Raw genomic sequence first — 17,729 nt, forward strand, 5'->3', positions numbered from 1 at the left:
TTATGAAACATATAGCATCTATATTAAGACTGACAATCTTTTTCCTTATGGCTTCCACTATCGGTGGTTGCCAGTTAGGAAAGCACTATACACGTCCTCAGATTGAGATGCCTGAAGTGCTTGACAGCATGAGCATGGACAGTACATCAATGGGTGATTTCCCTTGGGAAGAACTTTACACGGACACTACACTGCAGGCTCTGATAAGAAAAACACTTGAATACAACAAGGATATGCTTATAGCCGGCGCACGTATAAAGGAGCTGGCTGCCATGAAGCGTATCGATTGGGCCAACATGTTTCCGGCTATAACCAACAGGATTTACGCCGAAGAGGAAGAGGAGAATTATGGTGGAAACAACCGTAAACCGGACGACCAGTTTGATATTAAACTCGGTGTTTCATGGGAACTTGATTTATGGGGTAACCTACGCTGGGCACGTGATAAGGGTATAGCTGATTTTATGGGATCTATAGAAAATCAGCGTGCTCTGAAAATGAGTCTCATAGCACAAATGGCACAATCATATTTCGAATTGGTGGCATTAGACAATGAATTATCCATAGTTCGAAAGACCGTCGATGCCAGACGTGAAAGTCTGTATCTTGCCAGAATCAGATACGAAGGCGGGTTAACAAACGAAACAGCGTTCAGACAGGCTCAGGTGGAATTAGCCAGGACTGCAACTCTTATTCCTGATCTTGAAAAGAAAATATCATTGAAAGAGAATGAAATAGCTTTCCTGACAGGCGAATATCCACATCATATAAACCGCTCAGTGCTGCCTGAAGATGTATTGCTGCCGGCGACCCTACCTGTTGGTTTGCCATCGAGTCTTTTGGAAAGACGTCCTGATGTAAGACAGGCTGAACAGTCGCTTATCGCCGCAAATGCAGCAGTTGGAATTGCATTCACAAATATGTTTCCAAGATTGACCTTGACAGCATCATACGGAGCTGAGAGTGAAGAATTAAAAGACATTTTCAAATCTCCGCATCATCTTATTGCCGGTTCGCTCATTACCCCAATATTTAATTTCGGCAAGAACCGCGCAGCGCTTAAAGCCAAGAAAGCCGCATACGAACAGGCTACATATGCCTATGAGAAAGCAGTGCTAAACGCATTCAAGGATGCAAGAAACGCTATCGTAGAATTCAACAAGACACGTGATATATACGAAACCAGATTGAGACTGGAACAGGCTTCAAAAAGCGCTCTTGACCTTGCCGAACTGCAATATATCAACGGTGTTATCGGATATATCGACTTGCTGGATGCGCAGCGTGGTTATCTGGATGCACAGATTGGATTGAGTAATGCCATACGCGACAAGCAGATTACTCTTGTAAATCTATACAAGGCTCTTGGCGGCGGATGGTCACAAGACGAAAAATAAAATAAAAGAATCCATACCTAAAGTTTTCAGGCGGTGTTCAGTGATAATATCACAGAGCACCGCCTGAAATGTTTTTAAATGACTTTTAAACTGTATTTAATTGAAGAACTTTATACCGATAAATATAGTTCTAGGCTGTGTAGGACCGTAGAAGTATTTTGAGTCACGTCCTATACCTTTATCCAAGTCTTTCTGGAAAGCATTGAACATATTGTTCACACCACCGTTCAACTGAAGTTTCAGATGGTCGTTCAATACAAAAGTGTAGTTAAGTTTCAGGTTAAGTTCCATAAAATCCGGAGTCTTTTCAAGAACATCTTTCTCTATATAACCGGCAAAGTGAGGTACCAGCATACGTCCTGTATATACACCAGACAATGAAAAATCAAAATTCTTGTTCTTGAATGGAGCAGAAGTAAACGTAAAATAACCGTACAGGTCAGGAGTACGCGTCATCTTCTTTGTAGGTGCCACATCTGCATCCTCGCTCCAATAAACAGCCTCTGTATATCTGCTTTGCTGTGCAGTAAAACCTAACTGCAACTGGGCATCCCTGCCATGAGCAATCTTATAGTCGATATTCGCTCCATACACTCTCGCTCCACGTCCGTTGCAACGCTCCTGTATGGTAGTTCCCTGCTGATCGCCTTCACCTATATTTTTAAGATAGAATACATCATTAAGCATTGTGTAGAAACCTTCAATCAAAAGGTTTGACTGGAAATGACCGAACGAAGCACTCCAATCTACCGAACCGCTGAAACTGTTTGAGCGTTCAGGCTTGAGCCCTTCCGCCAGACGTATAATCATAGCCTCACCACCTACCGCAGCTACGTGAAGATCCTCATCGTATGCCTGTGGAGCACGGAAACCTGTTGACCAAGTCAGACGTCCCTGTACCTTATCCGATGGTTTCCACAAGGCATTCACACGCGGACTGAATATCACATTATCCACAAGATTATGCTTGTCAAGACGGAATCCTGCCAACAAAGTGAACTTATCCATCTTCCATTCGTTCTGGGCGTATGCGCTGGCCACTTTTACATCCTGCTTTAAATCGCGGTTATATCCCGCCATGATGTCATGCAAGGCATTGTACTGATATTCCAGACCACCGGTAAAAGTAGCCGGAGAGAAAAGGCACTTATCCATATTACCTACATACATTGCTCCACCTACGGCAGTAAGGTCGTCAGTAGTTCCGTATGCCTTACCCGGATCATCAAGTTCCTGTGTACCATAATAGCTGTTACGGTCTGTATGCTGAACAGAACCGTAAACAGAGAGTTTATGACGATATTCATTGAAGAAAACATCATAAGTCAAGCCACCACTGTTTATTATATGTTTAGTCTGCTCACAAATATCTGCCTCATGAGGCTGCAGATTGAAATTGCTTCCTCCACGTCTGAATTCATTTGTTGTATGATATTCCAGGCTGATTCGGCTGAAATGAGTCGGGCGGTAATAAGCTCTGAGTCCGAATGTATTCATATTCAGTTTTCCCAGTTCCGAGAAACCGTCGCCATCAGCGTCATACGGATTTCTGTTTCTATAAGACTGATACAATGCTATACCGTATGTATTATCAGAAGATACGAGCGAGGCATTCGCTCCCATATACTGTTCCCAAGATTTTCCTCCAAGGTTAGACATATTGGTAGAAACCTGAAATGAATTGTTTACAGGATCTTTTGTTATGATATTGATAGTACCACCTACAGCGTTTGCACCGAAAAGAGCCGATCCACCGCCACGCACTACCTCTACCCTCTCTATCATATTCACAGGAATCTGCTCTAGACCATACACTCCAGACAATGCGCTCATCACCGGACGGCTATTGATAAGAATCTGCGAGTATGGCCCTTCAAGGCCATTTATACGAACCTGCGGGAAACCGCAGTTCTGACAATTATTCTCCACGCGCAATCCTGACTGATAGTTAAGCGACTTTGCCAAATCAGTAGAATTTACCATTTCGAACAGTTTATTGTTCATCACATTCACCACCACAGGAGCAAGTTTCCTGCTTGTTTCATTTCTGTTGGCAGACACCACGACTTCATCAGTCATGATTGTTTCTTCCGAGAGGACAAAATGCACATCTACAGTATATTCATCGCTCACACTCACCTCTTTAGTCTGTTGTGCATACCCAACAGAATTCACTTTCAACGTATATTTACCTGCAGGAACTTTTTTCAGCTTAAAATATCCGTCTGTATCAGTCACTGTTCCCTCACCCGTTTCAACAATAATGACTGTAGCATATGGAAGACTATTTTCCGTACCTTTTTCTATTACATGACCTGTAATTACGTTACCCTCTTTCACTGGGCTGTTATCGACCCCTGCCGCCATACTGACTATGGCGCACACAAGAGCCGAAATGAATATTGATAATTTCTTCATTTCTTTATTGATATAAATTTGATAAAAAGTTACAACGTATTTATTCCATGCCTATACAGAAATACAGGCACGAAAAGACAGGACACCATATATGGTGCCTTACTATACAAATAGAAATGAAGAATAAGGAGGTGCGCGCAGACCTATACCGGAATCAAATTCCGGCAACAGACATGTAGGAACATGTTCTGTATAATCAATAAGGAATACAGGTTGAAACGGTGTATCGACAATCAAAGGTTCCGAAGCTTCCAATGAATGGAAATCCGTAAGAAAATGAAGAACCAGAGTCTGTCCGGCCGTATGTGAATGCTGATCCGAGAATGGATGCGAATGCACTACCATTACACCGTTCACAACGTGTACATGGGCATAAGCAGAGACTATGGCATAATATGCCACAAACACAGTAAGAAATAGCGAGGCCATTATTCTAATCCATGCTCCAGTGCTTTTTGTCATAACTCTATTTATACTCATTATAAATTGCGCAGCAAAGATAAGCAAAATATTAAAGCATTCAATGTAATGGAACAAATTTTATGCGTTATATAATAAAGATGCCATGACAAAATCATATAATATGACATTATCATGGCATTCAGAAACTATTTTACATTAAATCTGACAATAGCCGTAACATATCAGACAGTAGAGTTTCACCTTAGAACAAAGAACATATCATACTGTTTACTTTTACCAACATATACCACAGTGAAACTTTATCGTTATCCATCATTTTCCATCGCTAATCTAGTCTTTGTTTACGGAAGCGGCAAGCATACTTAATGTTTCATATTGTCACATTAAATTAAAATAAAAGCTACACGGTTACCAATAAAAACCTCAGTCTTTTTACAGATAAATCCATAATGATATTTGCATTTACAAAAATATCACGACGAAAGAACAATGGCTCGGACATTATCGAAACAATGTTGCTTCAGATCAGAAGGAGAAATCAAGAAGTCAAGCACTCCTACATCCATAAAATTCAGGATGAAATCATCACCTTCGAACGAATCTACCTGCAATAAAATCTGCCAGTCCTCATAAGGATGATCCCAATTATCCCATTGTCTGAACTGCGGTTCTGCCAACAAAGCATGCTCGTCCGAATCATCATTTTTACTTAGACTGAAATCTATCTTTATCTCATTGGGAACAATAAACTCTGCATTTCCATTATCAGGCTTTACCTCGCGAACACCTTCCGACATAGGGAAATATATAACCTTAACAGCATTTGAATTGCTGACAACACCTCCAATGGGAGTTGCACTATTATAATCGCCAATATAACTTCCCATTATTGCAAAAAACGACAAAACACCATTATGAGGAAGAATATTATTTATATCGTACGGAGCAACATCTGCAAGATTAATCTGGCACAAAAAATTATAATTACATTTATTCCCTTCTTCATCCACATATTCAGGAAAGGAATAATCCGAAGGCAAATCAGGATTTCCCCAAAATCGTGAAGTACCGCAAGGCAACTTTTCACCAACATTTGACAATATAAGATGAACAGGTATCATAGTATTATTTTTTAGATATAAAAATATATATTACGTATATAAACAAAAATAACAATTATATTTATAATAATGAAGTTTTAGAACAAATTATTAGAAGAATTGTTGTATATTTGTTATAAATATACAAAAACGAGACCGATGATAACAAAAGTAACAGAAAACGATGCAGCCGAAATAGCTGCCATATATAACTACTATATACGCGAAAGCGTAGCCACTTTCGATACAGAAGAATGGCAAACAGAAAAGATGGAACAACGTATCATTACATTGTCCTCATCTTATCCATATATTGTTTACCGGACAGAAGATGGAAAAATTGCCGGTTTTTGCTATGCCCACCCATGGAAAGAAAAAGATGCATACAGCCGTACACTTGAAACCACTGTATATGTATCTCCAGAACATACTGGACGCGGAATAGGACAGAAACTAATGGAAGAACTGATTGATATTTGCCGTAAAAAAGGTTTTATGACACTTATAGCATGTATCACAGAAGGAAATGAAAACAGTTTCAGGCTACACCGGAAATTAGGATTTAAGCAAGTATCACATTTCAAGAAAGTAGGAATGAAATTCAACCGGTTTCTTGATGTGATAGATTATGAGTTAATTCTTTGAATAAAATAATTTACAAGAAGACACAAATATGTACGAAGATTTATTCCAAGTAAGATCAAACGACCTCACTCCTACGACAGGCAGAATTCTCATAGCATCGCCACTCATAAACGATTATCATTTTCAAAGATCCGTAGTAATGCTGATAAATAGCGAAGAAAAAGGTAATCTTGGGATAGTTCTGAACAAAGAACTAAAGGTTCAGATGTCGCTCAATGAACTTGTACACGAACTGGATGATGTTCCAAGAATTCCTCTATACAAAGGAGGTCCCGTGAACCGATACAATTTATCTTTCATCCATGACATTCAGGAGATAGACCAGTCCATACCTTTGGGAAACGGCCTGTTCTTGAACGGAAGTTTCAACCTCATGCTTAAATATATAAAGCAAGGAAATCCTCTAGAAGGCAGGGTACGCTTCTATATGGGACTTGCAGGATGGAATGAAGGACAGCTGCAGGCTGAAATAGATAATGACACATGGATTATAAGTAATCCACGAAAAGATATAATTATGGGAGAAGATATCGGTAATATGTGGAAAAATAGTCTGGATATAATGGGTGAGCCGTATAGTACATGGTCCAAATATCCGTTGATACCATCGATGAACTGATATCTTATAATTACAAGGCAGCTATCTTCTGATATAAGCACACATCATAATATTTGTTACCTCTTCTGATCCACGATTTGAGTACGGCAACTTCTGTAAACCCACACGAATCAAACACAGAACGTGCCGTAACATTATCGTTTCGGACATAAGAATACAACTGATTTATCCCTATAAATCCGAAACAATGTGCCTCCATTCGGGAGATTGCCGCCTTTGCTATACCCCTTCCTCGAAACTCCGGCAACACGACAATGCCAATCTCTGCCTTATTATTTCTGACATCGAAATCGAACACATCAACCATTCCTGCTATTCTTCCGTCCTGAAGCTCTATCATCATCCTCAATTGCCTGTCTGTAAATATATCATTAGTATTCTCGGCAATATACTGCTTCATCTGGTAGCGGGTATATGGTCCTGTATTTTCACTACTATGCTCCCACAGCAAAGGATCATTCTCCACAGCCAGCATTATTTCCAGATCCTCAGGCTCCGGTGCACGAAGAATAATGTCGCTCATCATAAATCCTCCCCTTCTGTTTTCTGCAAGTCAAGTTCAGAAAGCATACGTCTTCTGCCAGGAACGCATAACATAGTAGCCAAGACTGCCATGCCACCACAAAGAATACCTGTAGTATCCATTGTCCAATAATAAAGCGATATATTGAACACTGCTACTACAAGCAAAAGTATAATTCTAACCTCGCTCCAACGGCGATAACTCTTCAAGGCTTTTTCTATATTCAGGTTCTTTATATACTTTGTCAGAGACAGATTGAAAATACGAAGCGACATAGGAATAAGACATATGGCCAACAAGACTCCGGTCAGCTGTGCCACATATTCCGCATTGGCATTACCCACAAGAGCACCCTCTTCCAATACCTCACATTCATATCCTGCAATAAGAGCAATAATAACAACCCATGCCAATATAAATTCAATCTTTAATAATCTCAATAATCCTTCTATTTTCTGTTCCATCACAATTCCTTTTATTACATTTTTCCCGTAAACTCAATTCTGTTTACTATAGAACGTCCCAAAGTAACCTCATCTGTGTATTGCAGTTCGTCGCCTATCGAAATACCGCGCGAAATCACGGACACCTTCACATCAAGTCCGCTCAGTTTGCGGAAGATATAGAAGTTGGTACTGTCACCCTCCATAGTAGAGCTCAATGCCAGAATTATCTCTTTCACTCCACCTGCCTTTACACGATCTACAAGACTGTCTATCTGCAAATCATTCGGTCCCACACCATCCATAGGAGAAATCACACCGCCCAGCACATGATACAATCCGTTAAACTGCTGGGTATTCTCTACAGCCATCACATCGCGGATATTTTCAACCACGCACACGATTGAAGAATCGCGCGACGGTGTGGAACATATCCGGCAGACATCCGTATCCGAAATATTATGGCATACCTTACAGTATTTCACCTCATGCTTTAATGTGACTATCGCATTGCCGAACGCCTCTACAGCTTCGGTGTCCTGACGCAAAAGGTGCAGTACAAGACGCATCGCAGTCTTTCTTCCTATACCCGGCAATCGTGAAAACTCGTCAACGGCCTTTTCCAAAAGTACCGATGGATATTGTTGGTTCATTGTGTCTTTTTTTTGAGTTTGTTAGTTTACTTCAAGCCGCAAAAATACAAAAAATCTGATTATCTTTGTGCTTTAATTTACTATTAACATGAACGGCATATTCATTCTAATCACAATAATAATCTATTTCGGAATATTACTTGGCATATCGCGTATAACAGCCCGCAGACATTCGGACAACGATGCATTCTTCCGGGGCAACCGCCAGTCACCATGGTATATAGTATCATTCGGAATGATAGGCGCATCACTGTCCGGAGTAACATTCGTTTCTGTACCAGGCATGGTGAAAAATATAGACATGACCTACATGCAGACATGTATGGGCTTCTTTGTGGGCTATCTGATAATAGCTCACGTACTCCTCCCCCTATACTATAAGCTGAACCTTACATCAATATACACATATCTGGGGCAAAGGATAGGCAGATATTCATACAAAACGGGGGCTTCATTCTTCCTCATATCAAAAATGTTAGGAGCAGCTGCCAGGCTCTACCTGGTATGCATTATCCTGCAACACTACGTATTCGATGACTATAACATACCGTTTGCCGTGACAGCCATAGGAACCGTATTGCTGATATGGCTATATACACACAAGAGCGGCATACGTACGATAGTATGGACAGACAGCCTGCAGACACTGTGTCTCCTGCTGGCATTGGGACTGATATTATATAATGTAGCAGACAAGCTGAACCTTAACATTGGCGGAGTGATAGACACCATAAAGAACAGCAGAGAAAGCCGTATCTTCGTTTTCGACGACTGGCAGTCTAAACAAAACTTCTTCAAGCAGTTCTTCAGCGGGATATTCATAACCATAGTAATGACAGGACTTGACCAGGACATGATGCAGAAGAACCTCTCCTGCCGTAATCTTAAAGAAGCACAAAAAAATATGTACTGCTACGGAATATCTTTCGTGCCGGTAAATCTGCTTTTCCTTTCATTGGGTATCCTGCTCATGGTAGCAGCCACACAGATGAATATAACAATTCCGGCTAAGGGCGACGACCTCCTTCCGATGTTTGCGGCAGGCGGTCATCTGGGATATGCAGTACTGGTTTTCTTCACCATAGGAATAATAGCGGCAGCATTCTCCAGTGCCGATTCCGCTCTAGCAGCCCTGACGACAAGCTTCTGTATAGACATTCTGAATACGGACAAATATAGTGAAAAGAAAGCCGAGAGAGTAAGAAAAATCACTCATCTTGGTATAAGCATAGTGTTCGTGGCATGTATTCTGATATTCGAAGCCATAGACAGCCAAAGCGTGATAGACACTATATATACGCTTGCATCATATACCTACGGTCCTCTGCTGGGACTTTTCTGCTTCGGACTTTTCACCAAATTAAGGCCACGCGACAAATATGTGCCTTATATAGCAATTATATCACCTGCCATATGCTACATAATAGACATTCTCACATTCAATGCCACAGGATACAAGTTCGGTTACGAAATGCTGATGTTCAACGGTTTTCTCACATTCATGGGACTTACAGCATTGAGTTTGGGAAAGAAAAGGGTAAATTGTTAGTTTTTAATTGTTAGAAAATTTATAAAAGACATATATATGGAAATAAAAAGTGCAGAATTCACAATAAGCAGCTCAAGAGCTGATATGTGTCCAAAATCGGATATACCGGAATATGCTTTCATAGGCCGTTCCAACGTGGGAAAATCCAGCCTTATCAATATGTTGACAAAGAAGCCGAAGCTTGCCATGACTTCATCCACTCCAGGTAAGACTCTGCTTATCAACCACTTCCTGATCAACAAAGAATGGTATCTTGTCGATCTTCCTGGATATGGATTTGCATTGAGAGGCAAGAAGATGATGGAAAAGATCAAGAACCTAATAGAATACTACGTTCTTGAGCGCGAACAGCTTACCTGCCTTTTTGTACTAATAGACAGCCGTCATGAGCCTCAGAAAATAGATCTTGAATTCATAGAATGGCTTGGCGAAAACGGTGTTCCGTTTGCAATTATATTTACAAAAGCCGACAAACAGACTGTAGGCAAGACAAGACAGAACGTAAACAACTACCTGAACAAGCTGAAAGAGCAATGGGAAGAATTGCCTCCTCATTTCATTTCCTCATCTGAAAACGGTACCGGCAGACAAGAGATACTTGACTATATAGACGGTATAAACAAATCACTGAAAGAACAATAAAAAATTAATCCGCTATATACTTCTTTGATAGATGTATAAAGCGGATTAATTTTTATAATCGTTTTCTGAGCAAGAAATACAAAACATTACCTACACAAAACGTACATCTTTCAATATCTTCTTCATCACATTACGTCTGGCCGTTTTCAGTCCTGAAGATAAAGACTCAGCAGATATTATTTCAAGACAATTACTTAATTCAGACAGAAGTTCAGGAAAAAATCTGCACTGCTCGTACGCCAGCTTCATACACAAAGCACGGTTAGCATACGACTCATGCGATGACTGTATAGTATCAAAACAGAAATCAATAAAATCGGTACGCAAAGTATCACGGTCAAATGACTGTCTCAATATAAGAGTGAGCAACAAACGCCTCTTTCCCTCATGCTTTTCAGCTATAACCTTATCAATCAATTCGTCATGCTTTGCATACAGCCATTTATTGTTCGACAGGTCAAAATAGGTAAACACCCACAAGGCATTATATGAAACCCTGACATCCTCATCAGATATCAGGGTATATAGTTCTTCTTTCAGACTGTCGTTGTCCGTACCTTGAGTGAGAAAACATATCTCGTGTATGTCGTCCTGACTCAAACGCTGAAGGAGTCTCTTACGGAAATCCATATCCTATCCCTCAATTTCGCTGAGTTCCATCCAGCGCATGGTCTTCTCGTCAATCTCGTCAGTAAGTATCGGCAGACGCTTCGATTTCTCAGTAAGTTCGTCCACACTCAATGTACCACTGCAAAGAGCATCTTCTATAGCCTTCTTCTCCTCTTCCAGTTCAGCTATTTCCTTTTCCAGTTGCTCAAACTCCTTCTTTTCTTTGAAGGTCATGCGGCGCTTGTCGTTCAGGCGTACTTTCTGTGTCTTCTCCTCCTTTGGTTTGGCAGCTTCCTTTTCGCGATCCTGCTTTGCAAGTTTCCAGTCGCGATAATCAGAATAATTACCCGGGAAGTCACGAATATCACCCTGACCGTTGAACACAAGGATATGATCTACCACCTTATCCATAAAGTAACGGTCGTGGCTTACCACAATAACACATCCCTTGAAGTTCTGAAGATATTCTTCCAATACCTGCAAAGTCACAATGTCGAGGTCATTCGTCGGCTCGTCCAGAACAAGGAAATTAGGATTACGCATAAGTACAGTACAGAGATACAGACGTCGTCTTTCGCCACCACTCAACTTATATACGTAGCTGTGCTGAGTCTCCGGAGTGAAAAGGAAATGCTGCAGGAACTGCGATGCCGTAAGTCTCTTGCCATTACCCAACTCTATTACTTCGGCAATGTCAGTTATCACGTCTATAACCTTCATTTGCTCGTCAAACTGAAGTCCTTCCTGCGAATAATAACCGAAACGCACTGTCTCACCTATATCCAAGCGTCCGCTGTCAGGCTTTTGCAATCCCATAAGGATTTTTATAAAGGTTGACTTTCCTGTACCGTTGTTTCCCACGATACCCATCTTTTCATATCGCGCAAAGATGTATGAAAAATCATCAAGAATCTTCAGGTCGCCGAAACTCTTGTAGAGATGGTCGGCTTCAAATATCTTAGAGCCGATGTATGAAGCCTTCACGTCAAGCTTCACGTTCGAATCGTTCATTCTTCTTTTTGCCACCTTCTCCAGTTCATAGAAAGCTTCCTCCCTGTATCTTGCCTTATGTCCGCGTGCCTGAGGCATACGGCGCATCCATTCCAGCTCGGTACGGTAGAGGTTGTTCGCCCTTGCTATTTCCGCATTGGCGGCATCTATCCTCTCCTGGCGTTTCTGGAGATAGTAACTGTAGTTTCCTGTATATGAATAAACCTGCTTGTTGTCAAGTTCGATAATCTCAGAGCACACACGGTCGAGGAAATATCTGTCGTGAGTCACCATCAGCAGACTCAGAGTACCACGCTTGAGATATTCCTCCAACCATTCTGTCATATCGAGGTCCAGATGGTTGGTTGGCTCATCAAGTATAATCAGATCCGGCTCGGTGATAAGCACATTGGCAAGAGCCACACGCTTGAGCTGACCTCCGGAGAGTTGTTTTATTTTCTGGTCGAAATCCCTGATTTTCAACTGCGAGAGAATCTGTTTTGCTTTTCTTTCGTAGTCCCATGCCTTTTCGTGCTCCATGCGTGCCAGCAAGTCCTCCAGTCCGGGATTTCCTTCGGTCTCCATACATTTCTCATATTCCTTTATGAGCTGTACCACCGGAGTACCATGATAGAAACATGCCTCAAGCACAGTTATATCGTCAGGATACTGAGGGCTCTGTTCAAGATAGCCTACACGAAGATCGCGACGGAAAGTAATCTTTCCATCGTCATAACCTTCCTTTCCTGCAAGAATGTTAAGCAAAGTAGTCTTTCCGGAGCCGTTCTTCGCTATCAGACCGATACGCTGTCCCTCGGCCACTCCGAAAGATATTGAATTGAATAGAACCAAATCGCCGAAGGATTTGGTAAGATTTTCTACCTGTAAATATGGAGTCATTTGAGTTTTTAATTATTAATTATTTATCGCCTTTTCAACCTCAGCCTTGATTTTATCGAATTCGGCTTTCAGGCTACATGACTTACCGTTCTTAACCCTGCTCCATACCAACTGCTGCGGATACACCATAACATCAGTTTCGGCAAACTTCAGTGCAGGATACTCTTTCTGTCCGTCAACCACAGTCACCCATTCCATACCGTCCATCTCATTGACAAGTATGGCGCCGAAAGCCATACCGAAAGACTCCCAGGCCTGGCGCTGGCTGTTGTTGAACTTGCCACTGTCCATCACTTTCTGAATGCTTGCAATATCAGCCTCTGATGAAGTAAAATCTTTTGTAAGCTGTTTCTTGATAGTCATTACAGCCCAGTCGAAGCTCTCGTTTATGGCATTGATTTCAAGTACACGCACAGGGATGACCCCTTTCCAAGGTTTCTCTCCCTCGCATCTCACCTTCAACGAAGTTATAATGCTCTCTGCAGGTTTCATACTTTCTCCTTTAGCCACAGTAAAAGAACATTCCACAGAAATATCACCCTTTCCTGTAATCCACAGATGCGAAGTGTACCAGTTTCCGTTTTCCTGGAAATTCTCAGTTGAATAGACACACGACCACTCTCCCACCTTCACCAGTCGTGAAGTACGGTTGTTCTTCAATTCATAATCCATACACTCTTCGGCATACTTCTTGTCCTGCCCTTTGAAAGCAGAGATTCTGAAATTACCGTTCCACTTTTCAGGATTGTAAAAAAGGAAGCTGTCTTCTGTATCTTCAAACTCATGCCATCCTGCCGGATATTCCAGCGAGAACCATGAACCGGGAGAAATATATTTCATATAAGAGATAGTTTAGATGTTAATACTTAATTCTGTATGCAAATATAATGCTTTATAGAATAAAATAAAAAACTTTTCCACCGTCAAAACAAGTTTTCGTGCCAGTATAAAATCATTATCTCCAAAGCCCACTAGCCCCAATTACAAAACGCAATAAAACCATTAAATAATACAGACTAAAAATCAAGGCATTAGACTATACACACTACAAAATAACTTTTTCCGCCATAAAACGAAGTCATTTTGTAATATCGTAAAAAAGTATATCAATATCACAAATAAATATTATTTTTATTTTGATTTAAGTTTTTTTTCGATTACTTTTGTAAAATAGGTTTAAGAACAAACTAAAAAAGATTATTATGAAAAAATTACTTATGGCAGTTGCAATGGCCTTCATTTCAGTAGCAGGCTTTGCACAATCAGGATCCTGGTCAGTTGGTTTGAACTTCGGTTATGGTACAGACATCAGTAAACCATTCCTTGGAGGTAGAGTAATGTACGGCATCAACGACGCGTTCGATGTAGCAGGAAGTTTCAATTACTATTTCAAGGATAAATATGATTTTGGATACGGTGATGATTTTACAATGAAATGGTGGGACATCAATGCCGACGTTCATTGGAATGCTTTTAGAGGTGAAAAGTACAAACTCTACCCATTGGCCGGTCTGACATTTATGCAAGCAAAAGCTTCATCCGGCGGTGTGAGTGATTCTGACGGTAAGTTCGGAGTAAACTTGGGTATCGGCGGCAGCTATGATTTTACTAGCCATTTTGCCGTTGGAGTTGAGTTGAAGGCACAGATAATCAGTGGAACCCAGTTTGTTCCAATGGCATCTTTTATGTATAAGTTCTAAAATATCATTAAAGGAAGCAGTTTCATAATAGAATAGTTAAAGTAAAAATCATATAGATTTAAACTTGAAAATAAGAAATCTCCTGTTTTAGTCATTTATATGGCTAAAATCAGGAGATTTTTTATGTAGTAACCCACAGACGAACGATCGCAAAACTTGTAGTTTATGTAGTATAAAATAATTTACGTGCCGGCATAAAACTGATTTTATGCCCGTAAAATTCATAAATACAACTTGCACTTTTATAAACCACACTGCGATTTGTAGAAACCACAGTGTGATTTATAAAAACAACACTGTGGTTTATAGAAAATATAAGCAAACCTATAAAATTCTTCTGACTTGATAAACAAACCTTTGACTAGATAACGAATATTTCAAAGCTTTTTAAAAACAAACAAATTACTAAGTAATTAATAAGCGTAGATTGGATTAGAAAACAGGCAATATATTATAAAGGAATGCTTCAAAATTCAATAAATGCATTTCACTACAGTCCTAATGGGAAGATTTGGCAAATAAATGATGAAATTATCTCTCCATAGTAAAAGAAGATTTTGAAAAAGCAATGAAATGTTAGCATATAAATGGATATACCGAAATTGATGAACTTAAATCCAGCTTAGAATATATTTTATAACATTAGTACAAAAAAACAACCTATACAGATATTTTTTCAAAAAAAAGACTTATCATATTTAAAAAGAAATTAACTTTGCAACGTCCAGTTAGCCCGGAGGGGCAGCGGGATGTTTTTTTTAAAAGAAAGGCGTTTACTTTGACGTAAATCTTCTGAACTCAAATCTCGCAAATTTGTATCTGTAAGAAGAGACGGCAACGAGTAACGCCCGTTCAGGTGTCGTATCCGGCATCAAGCCATACATGTATATGTTATGGTAAGGTGTTATTGTATACTCACTCTGGCATGGGCTAACTGCGTTGCTTATCCTTACAGATGGGCAATGCGAGAGCCTGAGTTCGGGATAAGCAAGAAGTACAGACTCCCATGCCTTTTTTTATTTATAGCCCAATGAGGGGAGACTACGGGCAAATAAAAAATTCAGATGCTATGACACTCAAGAATGTTAACGCTTTCTGCAACAGAAAGAATTTTTCTTTAATTAAAACCATTTCTGCGGGACTTTTATGCACAACAATTTTCTTAACCACCTCATGTGGCAGCAAACAAGTGGCGATGATGACTACTCCACCCCCTACACCTGCTCCAGTGGCAAATGATCCAACGCAACCAGTAATGGCAAATGGAGAACAAGTACTAATTACTTTTTGCTTAGACGAAGCATACGATAAACCAGGTGTATATATGGCAGGACTAGGTATTGCTGAAGATCGTAGCGAACGTCCACGTGCAATTGCTGACGCTAACAGAATGGCCTCTGTAGATATTATGACCAGATATATCGGTATGATAAAGAATGCTATAGAAGACTATACTAAGGATGTTAACGTACCAAGTGGAAAAAAAATGTATGAAAGTGAACTGGAAGGAGGCGCACAATCAATCGGTACAGCGGTAATTAACAAATATTCAAATGTGGTATGCCGTAAACTAACACAAAGTGCGACAGGTGGATATACCTGCTATGTTGCTGTACAAGTATTATTAGAAGATGCTCGGAAAGGTTTGGCTGAAGAATTGGAAATACGAAAAGTTGATTATGATAAAAAGAAATTCTTCGAAAAGATGGACGAAGAACTAGCCAAAGAAGCAGCCCGCAAACAAGCAGAATTGGATGCAATGCAATAATTTATATTTATGAGAATTATTTCACTGACTATATTATTGATAACATGCACCTTGTTTTCATTTGGGCAAGGTGCTATGCCTTCATGGGTACAATGCCCACCAGCAAAAACAACAAGCTATTATTACAGGGTTTCACAAGGTACGGGGCTTACCGAAGAAGCTGCCACGAAAAAGGCTTTTGCTATGGCCATTTTCGAAAGTGCTTTTGCCATTGGTATTCCTGTAGATATACAGAAAATGGAACAAATGGAAGGAGACAGTTTGTTGGTAGAAGCTTCACGTTATGTAAAAATACCTATTAATAAAGTATGTCAATATACCAGAGAACTAACTACCAGACGTGGCTATAAAGTTTACATATTATGCCAAGTAGCCAATGACGTACACCAAAGGCCAAAATTCAAATCTTTCAATTGTATAACAAACAAAGAAGAGGAATGAAAAATATTATTTATAGTATATTGTTGCTTTTTGCGACAAATATAACCGTTTTAGCACAATCATCAACAGAGTTAAGACCATCATGGGCATATTCTACACCTGTACCTCCTGCCGGCGCTAATTTTTTCTTGAGTTGGGGTGTTGGAGAAGGTCATGACGAACAGTCCGCAACCAATGCCGCATGGGCAGATGCGTTGAGAAAATCACTTCATGAACTAGGTCTGATTGGAATTACCGAACAAGACATTAGTATGGTAGCCACTCAAGGCATCAACGCAGCTGTAAAATTCAATCGGATGAAACGCCGTGTTGTAAGCGCGACCGAACCTATTTACTTAGGGGAGAACAAAATGAAAATATATATACTTATACAGGTGCAACGTAACGTTAATGGAGCTGATGATTTTTATCAGCTGAATACCAATTATTTCCGTGATAAAAACTTCGATAAGCAACTAAGGAGCTACAATGCTTCTCTTACCGGACGTTACCCCTTCTCCGGAAGAGTATTCATACCCGGATGGGCACAAATACATAAGGGTAGCAAAGGCAAAGGTGTATTTTTCATTTTAGCCGAAGCGGCATGTATCGGTGGTATAGTAGCGACTGAAAGCATGAGATCATCCTACGAATCCAAATTCAGTTCCACCAATAATGCGGACAAGAGAAGAAGCTATGCCAACAAGGCCGACAACTGCGCTAACATAAGAAACGGATGTATTGCGGGTGCCGCTGTTTTCTATATATGGAACGTCATTGACGGAATTGCAGCAAGAGGAAAACGCAAACCATTCATGTTGGGTGAGGCTCAAATGAAAGTATCTCCATACGTAACAACACAATCAGGCGGATTTGCAATGTCTTTCAATTTCTGATACTGAATTTACCCATAATAAAAATTTATTTCTA

At 40.2% G+C, this 17,729-nt stretch carries 19 protein-coding genes; 10 read left to right on the top strand and 9 right to left on the bottom strand.

All coding sequences use genetic code 11. The features are described from left to right. Positions 1-2 precede the first annotated feature (2 nt). Positions 3-1,397: an efflux transporter outer membrane subunit gene (locus tag OCV82_RS08410; protein WP_154044002.1), complete on the top strand. Its 1,395-nt coding sequence runs from the start codon at positions 3-5 to the stop codon at positions 1,395-1,397. Between the two features lie 96 nt (positions 1,398-1,493). Here OCV82_RS08410 and OCV82_RS08415 read toward each other — a convergent pair whose 3' ends face one another. Together OCV82_RS08415 and OCV82_RS08420 are read right to left on the bottom strand one after the other, a co-directional pair. Then, complete coding sequence (locus tag OCV82_RS08415; RefSeq protein ID WP_154044003.1) at positions 1,494-3,815, bottom strand: TonB-dependent receptor; 2,322 nt, start codon at positions 3,813-3,815, stop codon at positions 1,494-1,496. 102 nt (positions 3,816-3,917) lie between these two features. Then, positions 3,918-4,277: a hypothetical protein gene (locus tag OCV82_RS08420; RefSeq protein ID WP_154044004.1), complete on the bottom strand. Its 360-nt coding sequence runs from the start codon at positions 4,275-4,277 to the stop codon at positions 3,918-3,920. Positions 4,278-4,409: 132 nt separating this feature from the next. On the opposite strand from OCV82_RS08420, the gene OCV82_RS08425 reads away from it, so the two are divergent. Beyond that, a complete protein-coding gene (locus tag OCV82_RS08425; protein WP_154044005.1) occupies positions 4,410-4,604 on the top strand; it encodes a hypothetical protein in 195 nt (64 codons plus the stop codon). A gap of 107 nt (positions 4,605-4,711) precedes the next feature. On the opposite strand, the gene OCV82_RS08430 is transcribed toward OCV82_RS08425, so the two are convergent. Continuing rightward, positions 4,712-5,359 carry a YwqG family protein gene (locus OCV82_RS08430; RefSeq protein ID WP_154044006.1) on the bottom strand — a complete coding sequence of 216 codons (648 nt, stop codon included), beginning with the start codon at positions 5,357-5,359 and terminating at the stop codon, positions 4,712-4,714. A 138-nt stretch (positions 5,360-5,497) separates the two neighbouring features. Between OCV82_RS08430 and OCV82_RS08435 the strand changes: the two genes are divergently transcribed. Both OCV82_RS08435 and OCV82_RS08440 read left to right on the top strand, forming a co-directional pair. Further along, a complete protein-coding gene (locus tag OCV82_RS08435) occupies positions 5,498-5,983 on the top strand; it encodes a GNAT family N-acetyltransferase (protein WP_154044007.1) in 486 nt (161 codons plus the stop codon). A gap of 28 nt (positions 5,984-6,011) precedes the next feature. Then, on the top strand, positions 6,012-6,602 hold the full coding sequence (locus OCV82_RS08440) for a YqgE/AlgH family protein (RefSeq protein ID WP_154044008.1): 591 nt from the start codon (positions 6,012-6,014) through the stop codon (positions 6,600-6,602). A 10-nt stretch (positions 6,603-6,612) separates the two neighbouring features. Here the strand turns inward: OCV82_RS08440 and OCV82_RS08445 are convergent, their stop codons facing one another. From OCV82_RS08445 to recR, 3 genes are read right to left on the bottom strand one after another with little or no spacing between them, the layout of a single operon-like run. After that, positions 6,613-7,128 (bottom strand): GNAT family N-acetyltransferase, encoded by a 516-nt coding sequence (locus OCV82_RS08445; RefSeq protein ID WP_154044009.1) that lies wholly within the window; start codon positions 7,126-7,128, stop codon positions 6,613-6,615. After that, positions 7,125-7,589: a hypothetical protein gene (locus tag OCV82_RS08450; RefSeq protein ID WP_154044010.1), complete on the bottom strand. Its 465-nt coding sequence runs from the start codon at positions 7,587-7,589 to the stop codon at positions 7,125-7,127. Before OCV82_RS08450 ends, OCV82_RS08445 begins: the two co-directional genes overlap by 4 nt. A gap of 14 nt (positions 7,590-7,603) precedes the next feature. Continuing rightward, positions 7,604-8,221, bottom strand: coding sequence for a recombination mediator RecR (gene recR, locus OCV82_RS08455; RefSeq protein ID WP_154044011.1), 618 nt, complete (start codon positions 8,219-8,221; stop codon positions 7,604-7,606). Between the two features lie 88 nt (positions 8,222-8,309). Here recR and OCV82_RS08460 point away from each other — a divergent pair, with 88 nt between their 5' ends. Next, positions 8,310-9,770 (top strand): sodium:solute symporter, encoded by a 1,461-nt coding sequence (locus tag OCV82_RS08460; RefSeq protein WP_154044012.1) that lies wholly within the window; start codon positions 8,310-8,312, stop codon positions 9,768-9,770. Positions 9,771-9,806: 36 nt separating this feature from the next. After that, positions 9,807-10,412, top strand: a complete 606-nt coding sequence (gene yihA, locus OCV82_RS08465; protein WP_154044013.1) for a ribosome biogenesis GTP-binding protein YihA/YsxC — start codon at positions 9,807-9,809, stop codon at positions 10,410-10,412. Positions 10,413-10,502: 90 nt separating this feature from the next. Here the strand turns inward: yihA and OCV82_RS08470 are convergent, their stop codons facing one another. From OCV82_RS08470 to OCV82_RS08480, 3 genes are read right to left on the bottom strand one after another with little or no spacing between them, the layout of a single operon-like run. Then, positions 10,503-11,042 (bottom strand): hypothetical protein, encoded by a 540-nt coding sequence (locus OCV82_RS08470; RefSeq protein WP_154044014.1) that lies wholly within the window; start codon positions 11,040-11,042, stop codon positions 10,503-10,505. Between the two features lie 3 nt (positions 11,043-11,045). Beyond that, positions 11,046-12,911 (bottom strand): ABC-F family ATP-binding cassette domain-containing protein, encoded by a 1,866-nt coding sequence (locus tag OCV82_RS08475; protein WP_154044015.1) that lies wholly within the window; start codon positions 12,909-12,911, stop codon positions 11,046-11,048. A gap of 15 nt (positions 12,912-12,926) precedes the next feature. Beyond that, complete coding sequence (locus OCV82_RS08480) at positions 12,927-13,751, bottom strand: DUF3805 domain-containing protein (RefSeq protein ID WP_154044016.1); 825 nt, start codon at positions 13,749-13,751, stop codon at positions 12,927-12,929. A 362-nt stretch (positions 13,752-14,113) separates the two neighbouring features. Here OCV82_RS08480 and OCV82_RS08485 point away from each other — a divergent pair, with 362 nt between their 5' ends. The 4 genes from OCV82_RS08485 (at position 14,114) to OCV82_RS08500 (ending at position 17,695) form a co-directional block, all read left to right on the top strand. Continuing rightward, a complete protein-coding gene (locus OCV82_RS08485) occupies positions 14,114-14,611 on the top strand; it encodes a porin family protein (protein WP_154044017.1) in 498 nt (165 codons plus the stop codon). 1,069 nt (positions 14,612-15,680) lie between these two features. After that, positions 15,681-16,379, top strand: coding sequence for a hypothetical protein (locus tag OCV82_RS08490; protein WP_262543300.1), 699 nt, complete (start codon positions 15,681-15,683; stop codon positions 16,377-16,379). Positions 16,380-16,388: 9 nt separating this feature from the next. After that, entirely contained in the window at positions 16,389-16,820 is a 432-nt protein-coding gene (locus tag OCV82_RS08495; RefSeq protein WP_154044018.1) for a hypothetical protein, read from the top strand. Continuing rightward, complete coding sequence (locus OCV82_RS08500; protein WP_154044019.1) at positions 16,817-17,695, top strand: hypothetical protein; 879 nt, start codon at positions 16,817-16,819, stop codon at positions 17,693-17,695. The genes OCV82_RS08495 and OCV82_RS08500 overlap by 4 nt, the downstream gene beginning before the upstream one ends. Positions 17,696-17,729: the final 34 nt, after the last annotated feature.

The sequence above is a fragment of the Bacteroides cellulolyticus genome (genome assembly GCF_025567135.1).
In the GTDB taxonomy this organism is placed as follows: domain Bacteria; phylum Bacteroidota; class Bacteroidia; order Bacteroidales; family Bacteroidaceae; genus Phocaeicola; species Phocaeicola cellulolyticus.

What these genes read in the sequence shown, in the direction of transcription:
- OCV82_RS08410 (WP_154044002.1), top strand. Translation starts at nt 3, where the DNA reads ATGAAACATATAGCATCTATATTAAGACTGACAATCTTTTTCCTTATG.
- OCV82_RS08415 (WP_154044003.1), bottom strand. Translation starts at nt 3,815, where the DNA reads ATGAAGAAATTATCAATATTCATTTCGGCTCTTGTGTGCGCCATAGTC.
- OCV82_RS08420 (WP_154044004.1), bottom strand. Translation starts at nt 4,277, where the DNA reads ATGACAAAAAGCACTGGAGCATGGATTAGAATAATGGCCTCGCTATTT.
- OCV82_RS08425 (WP_154044005.1), top strand. Translation starts at nt 4,410, where the DNA reads ATGGCATTCAGAAACTATTTTACATTAAATCTGACAATAGCCGTAACA.
- OCV82_RS08430 (WP_154044006.1), bottom strand. Translation starts at nt 5,359, where the DNA reads ATGATACCTGTTCATCTTATATTGTCAAATGTTGGTGAAAAGTTGCCT.
- OCV82_RS08435 (WP_154044007.1), top strand. Translation starts at nt 5,498, where the DNA reads ATGATAACAAAAGTAACAGAAAACGATGCAGCCGAAATAGCTGCCATA.
- OCV82_RS08440 (WP_154044008.1), top strand. Translation starts at nt 6,012, where the DNA reads ATGTACGAAGATTTATTCCAAGTAAGATCAAACGACCTCACTCCTACG.
- OCV82_RS08445 (WP_154044009.1), bottom strand. Translation starts at nt 7,128, where the DNA reads ATGATGAGCGACATTATTCTTCGTGCACCGGAGCCTGAGGATCTGGAA.
- OCV82_RS08450 (WP_154044010.1), bottom strand. Translation starts at nt 7,589, where the DNA reads ATGGAACAGAAAATAGAAGGATTATTGAGATTATTAAAGATTGAATTT.
- recR (WP_154044011.1), bottom strand. Translation starts at nt 8,221, where the DNA reads ATGAACCAACAATATCCATCGGTACTTTTGGAAAAGGCCGTTGACGAG.
- OCV82_RS08460 (WP_154044012.1), top strand. Translation starts at nt 8,310, where the DNA reads ATGAACGGCATATTCATTCTAATCACAATAATAATCTATTTCGGAATA.
- yihA (WP_154044013.1), top strand. Translation starts at nt 9,807, where the DNA reads ATGGAAATAAAAAGTGCAGAATTCACAATAAGCAGCTCAAGAGCTGAT.
- OCV82_RS08470 (WP_154044014.1), bottom strand. Translation starts at nt 11,042, where the DNA reads ATGGATTTCCGTAAGAGACTCCTTCAGCGTTTGAGTCAGGACGACATA.
- OCV82_RS08475 (WP_154044015.1), bottom strand. Translation starts at nt 12,911, where the DNA reads ATGACTCCATATTTACAGGTAGAAAATCTTACCAAATCCTTCGGCGAT.
- OCV82_RS08480 (WP_154044016.1), bottom strand. Translation starts at nt 13,751, where the DNA reads ATGAAATATATTTCTCCCGGTTCATGGTTCTCGCTGGAATATCCGGCA.
- OCV82_RS08485 (WP_154044017.1), top strand. Translation starts at nt 14,114, where the DNA reads ATGAAAAAATTACTTATGGCAGTTGCAATGGCCTTCATTTCAGTAGCA.
- OCV82_RS08490 (WP_262543300.1), top strand. Translation starts at nt 15,681, where the DNA reads ATGACACTCAAGAATGTTAACGCTTTCTGCAACAGAAAGAATTTTTCT.
- OCV82_RS08495 (WP_154044018.1), top strand. Translation starts at nt 16,389, where the DNA reads ATGAGAATTATTTCACTGACTATATTATTGATAACATGCACCTTGTTT.
- OCV82_RS08500 (WP_154044019.1), top strand. Translation starts at nt 16,817, where the DNA reads ATGAAAAATATTATTTATAGTATATTGTTGCTTTTTGCGACAAATATA.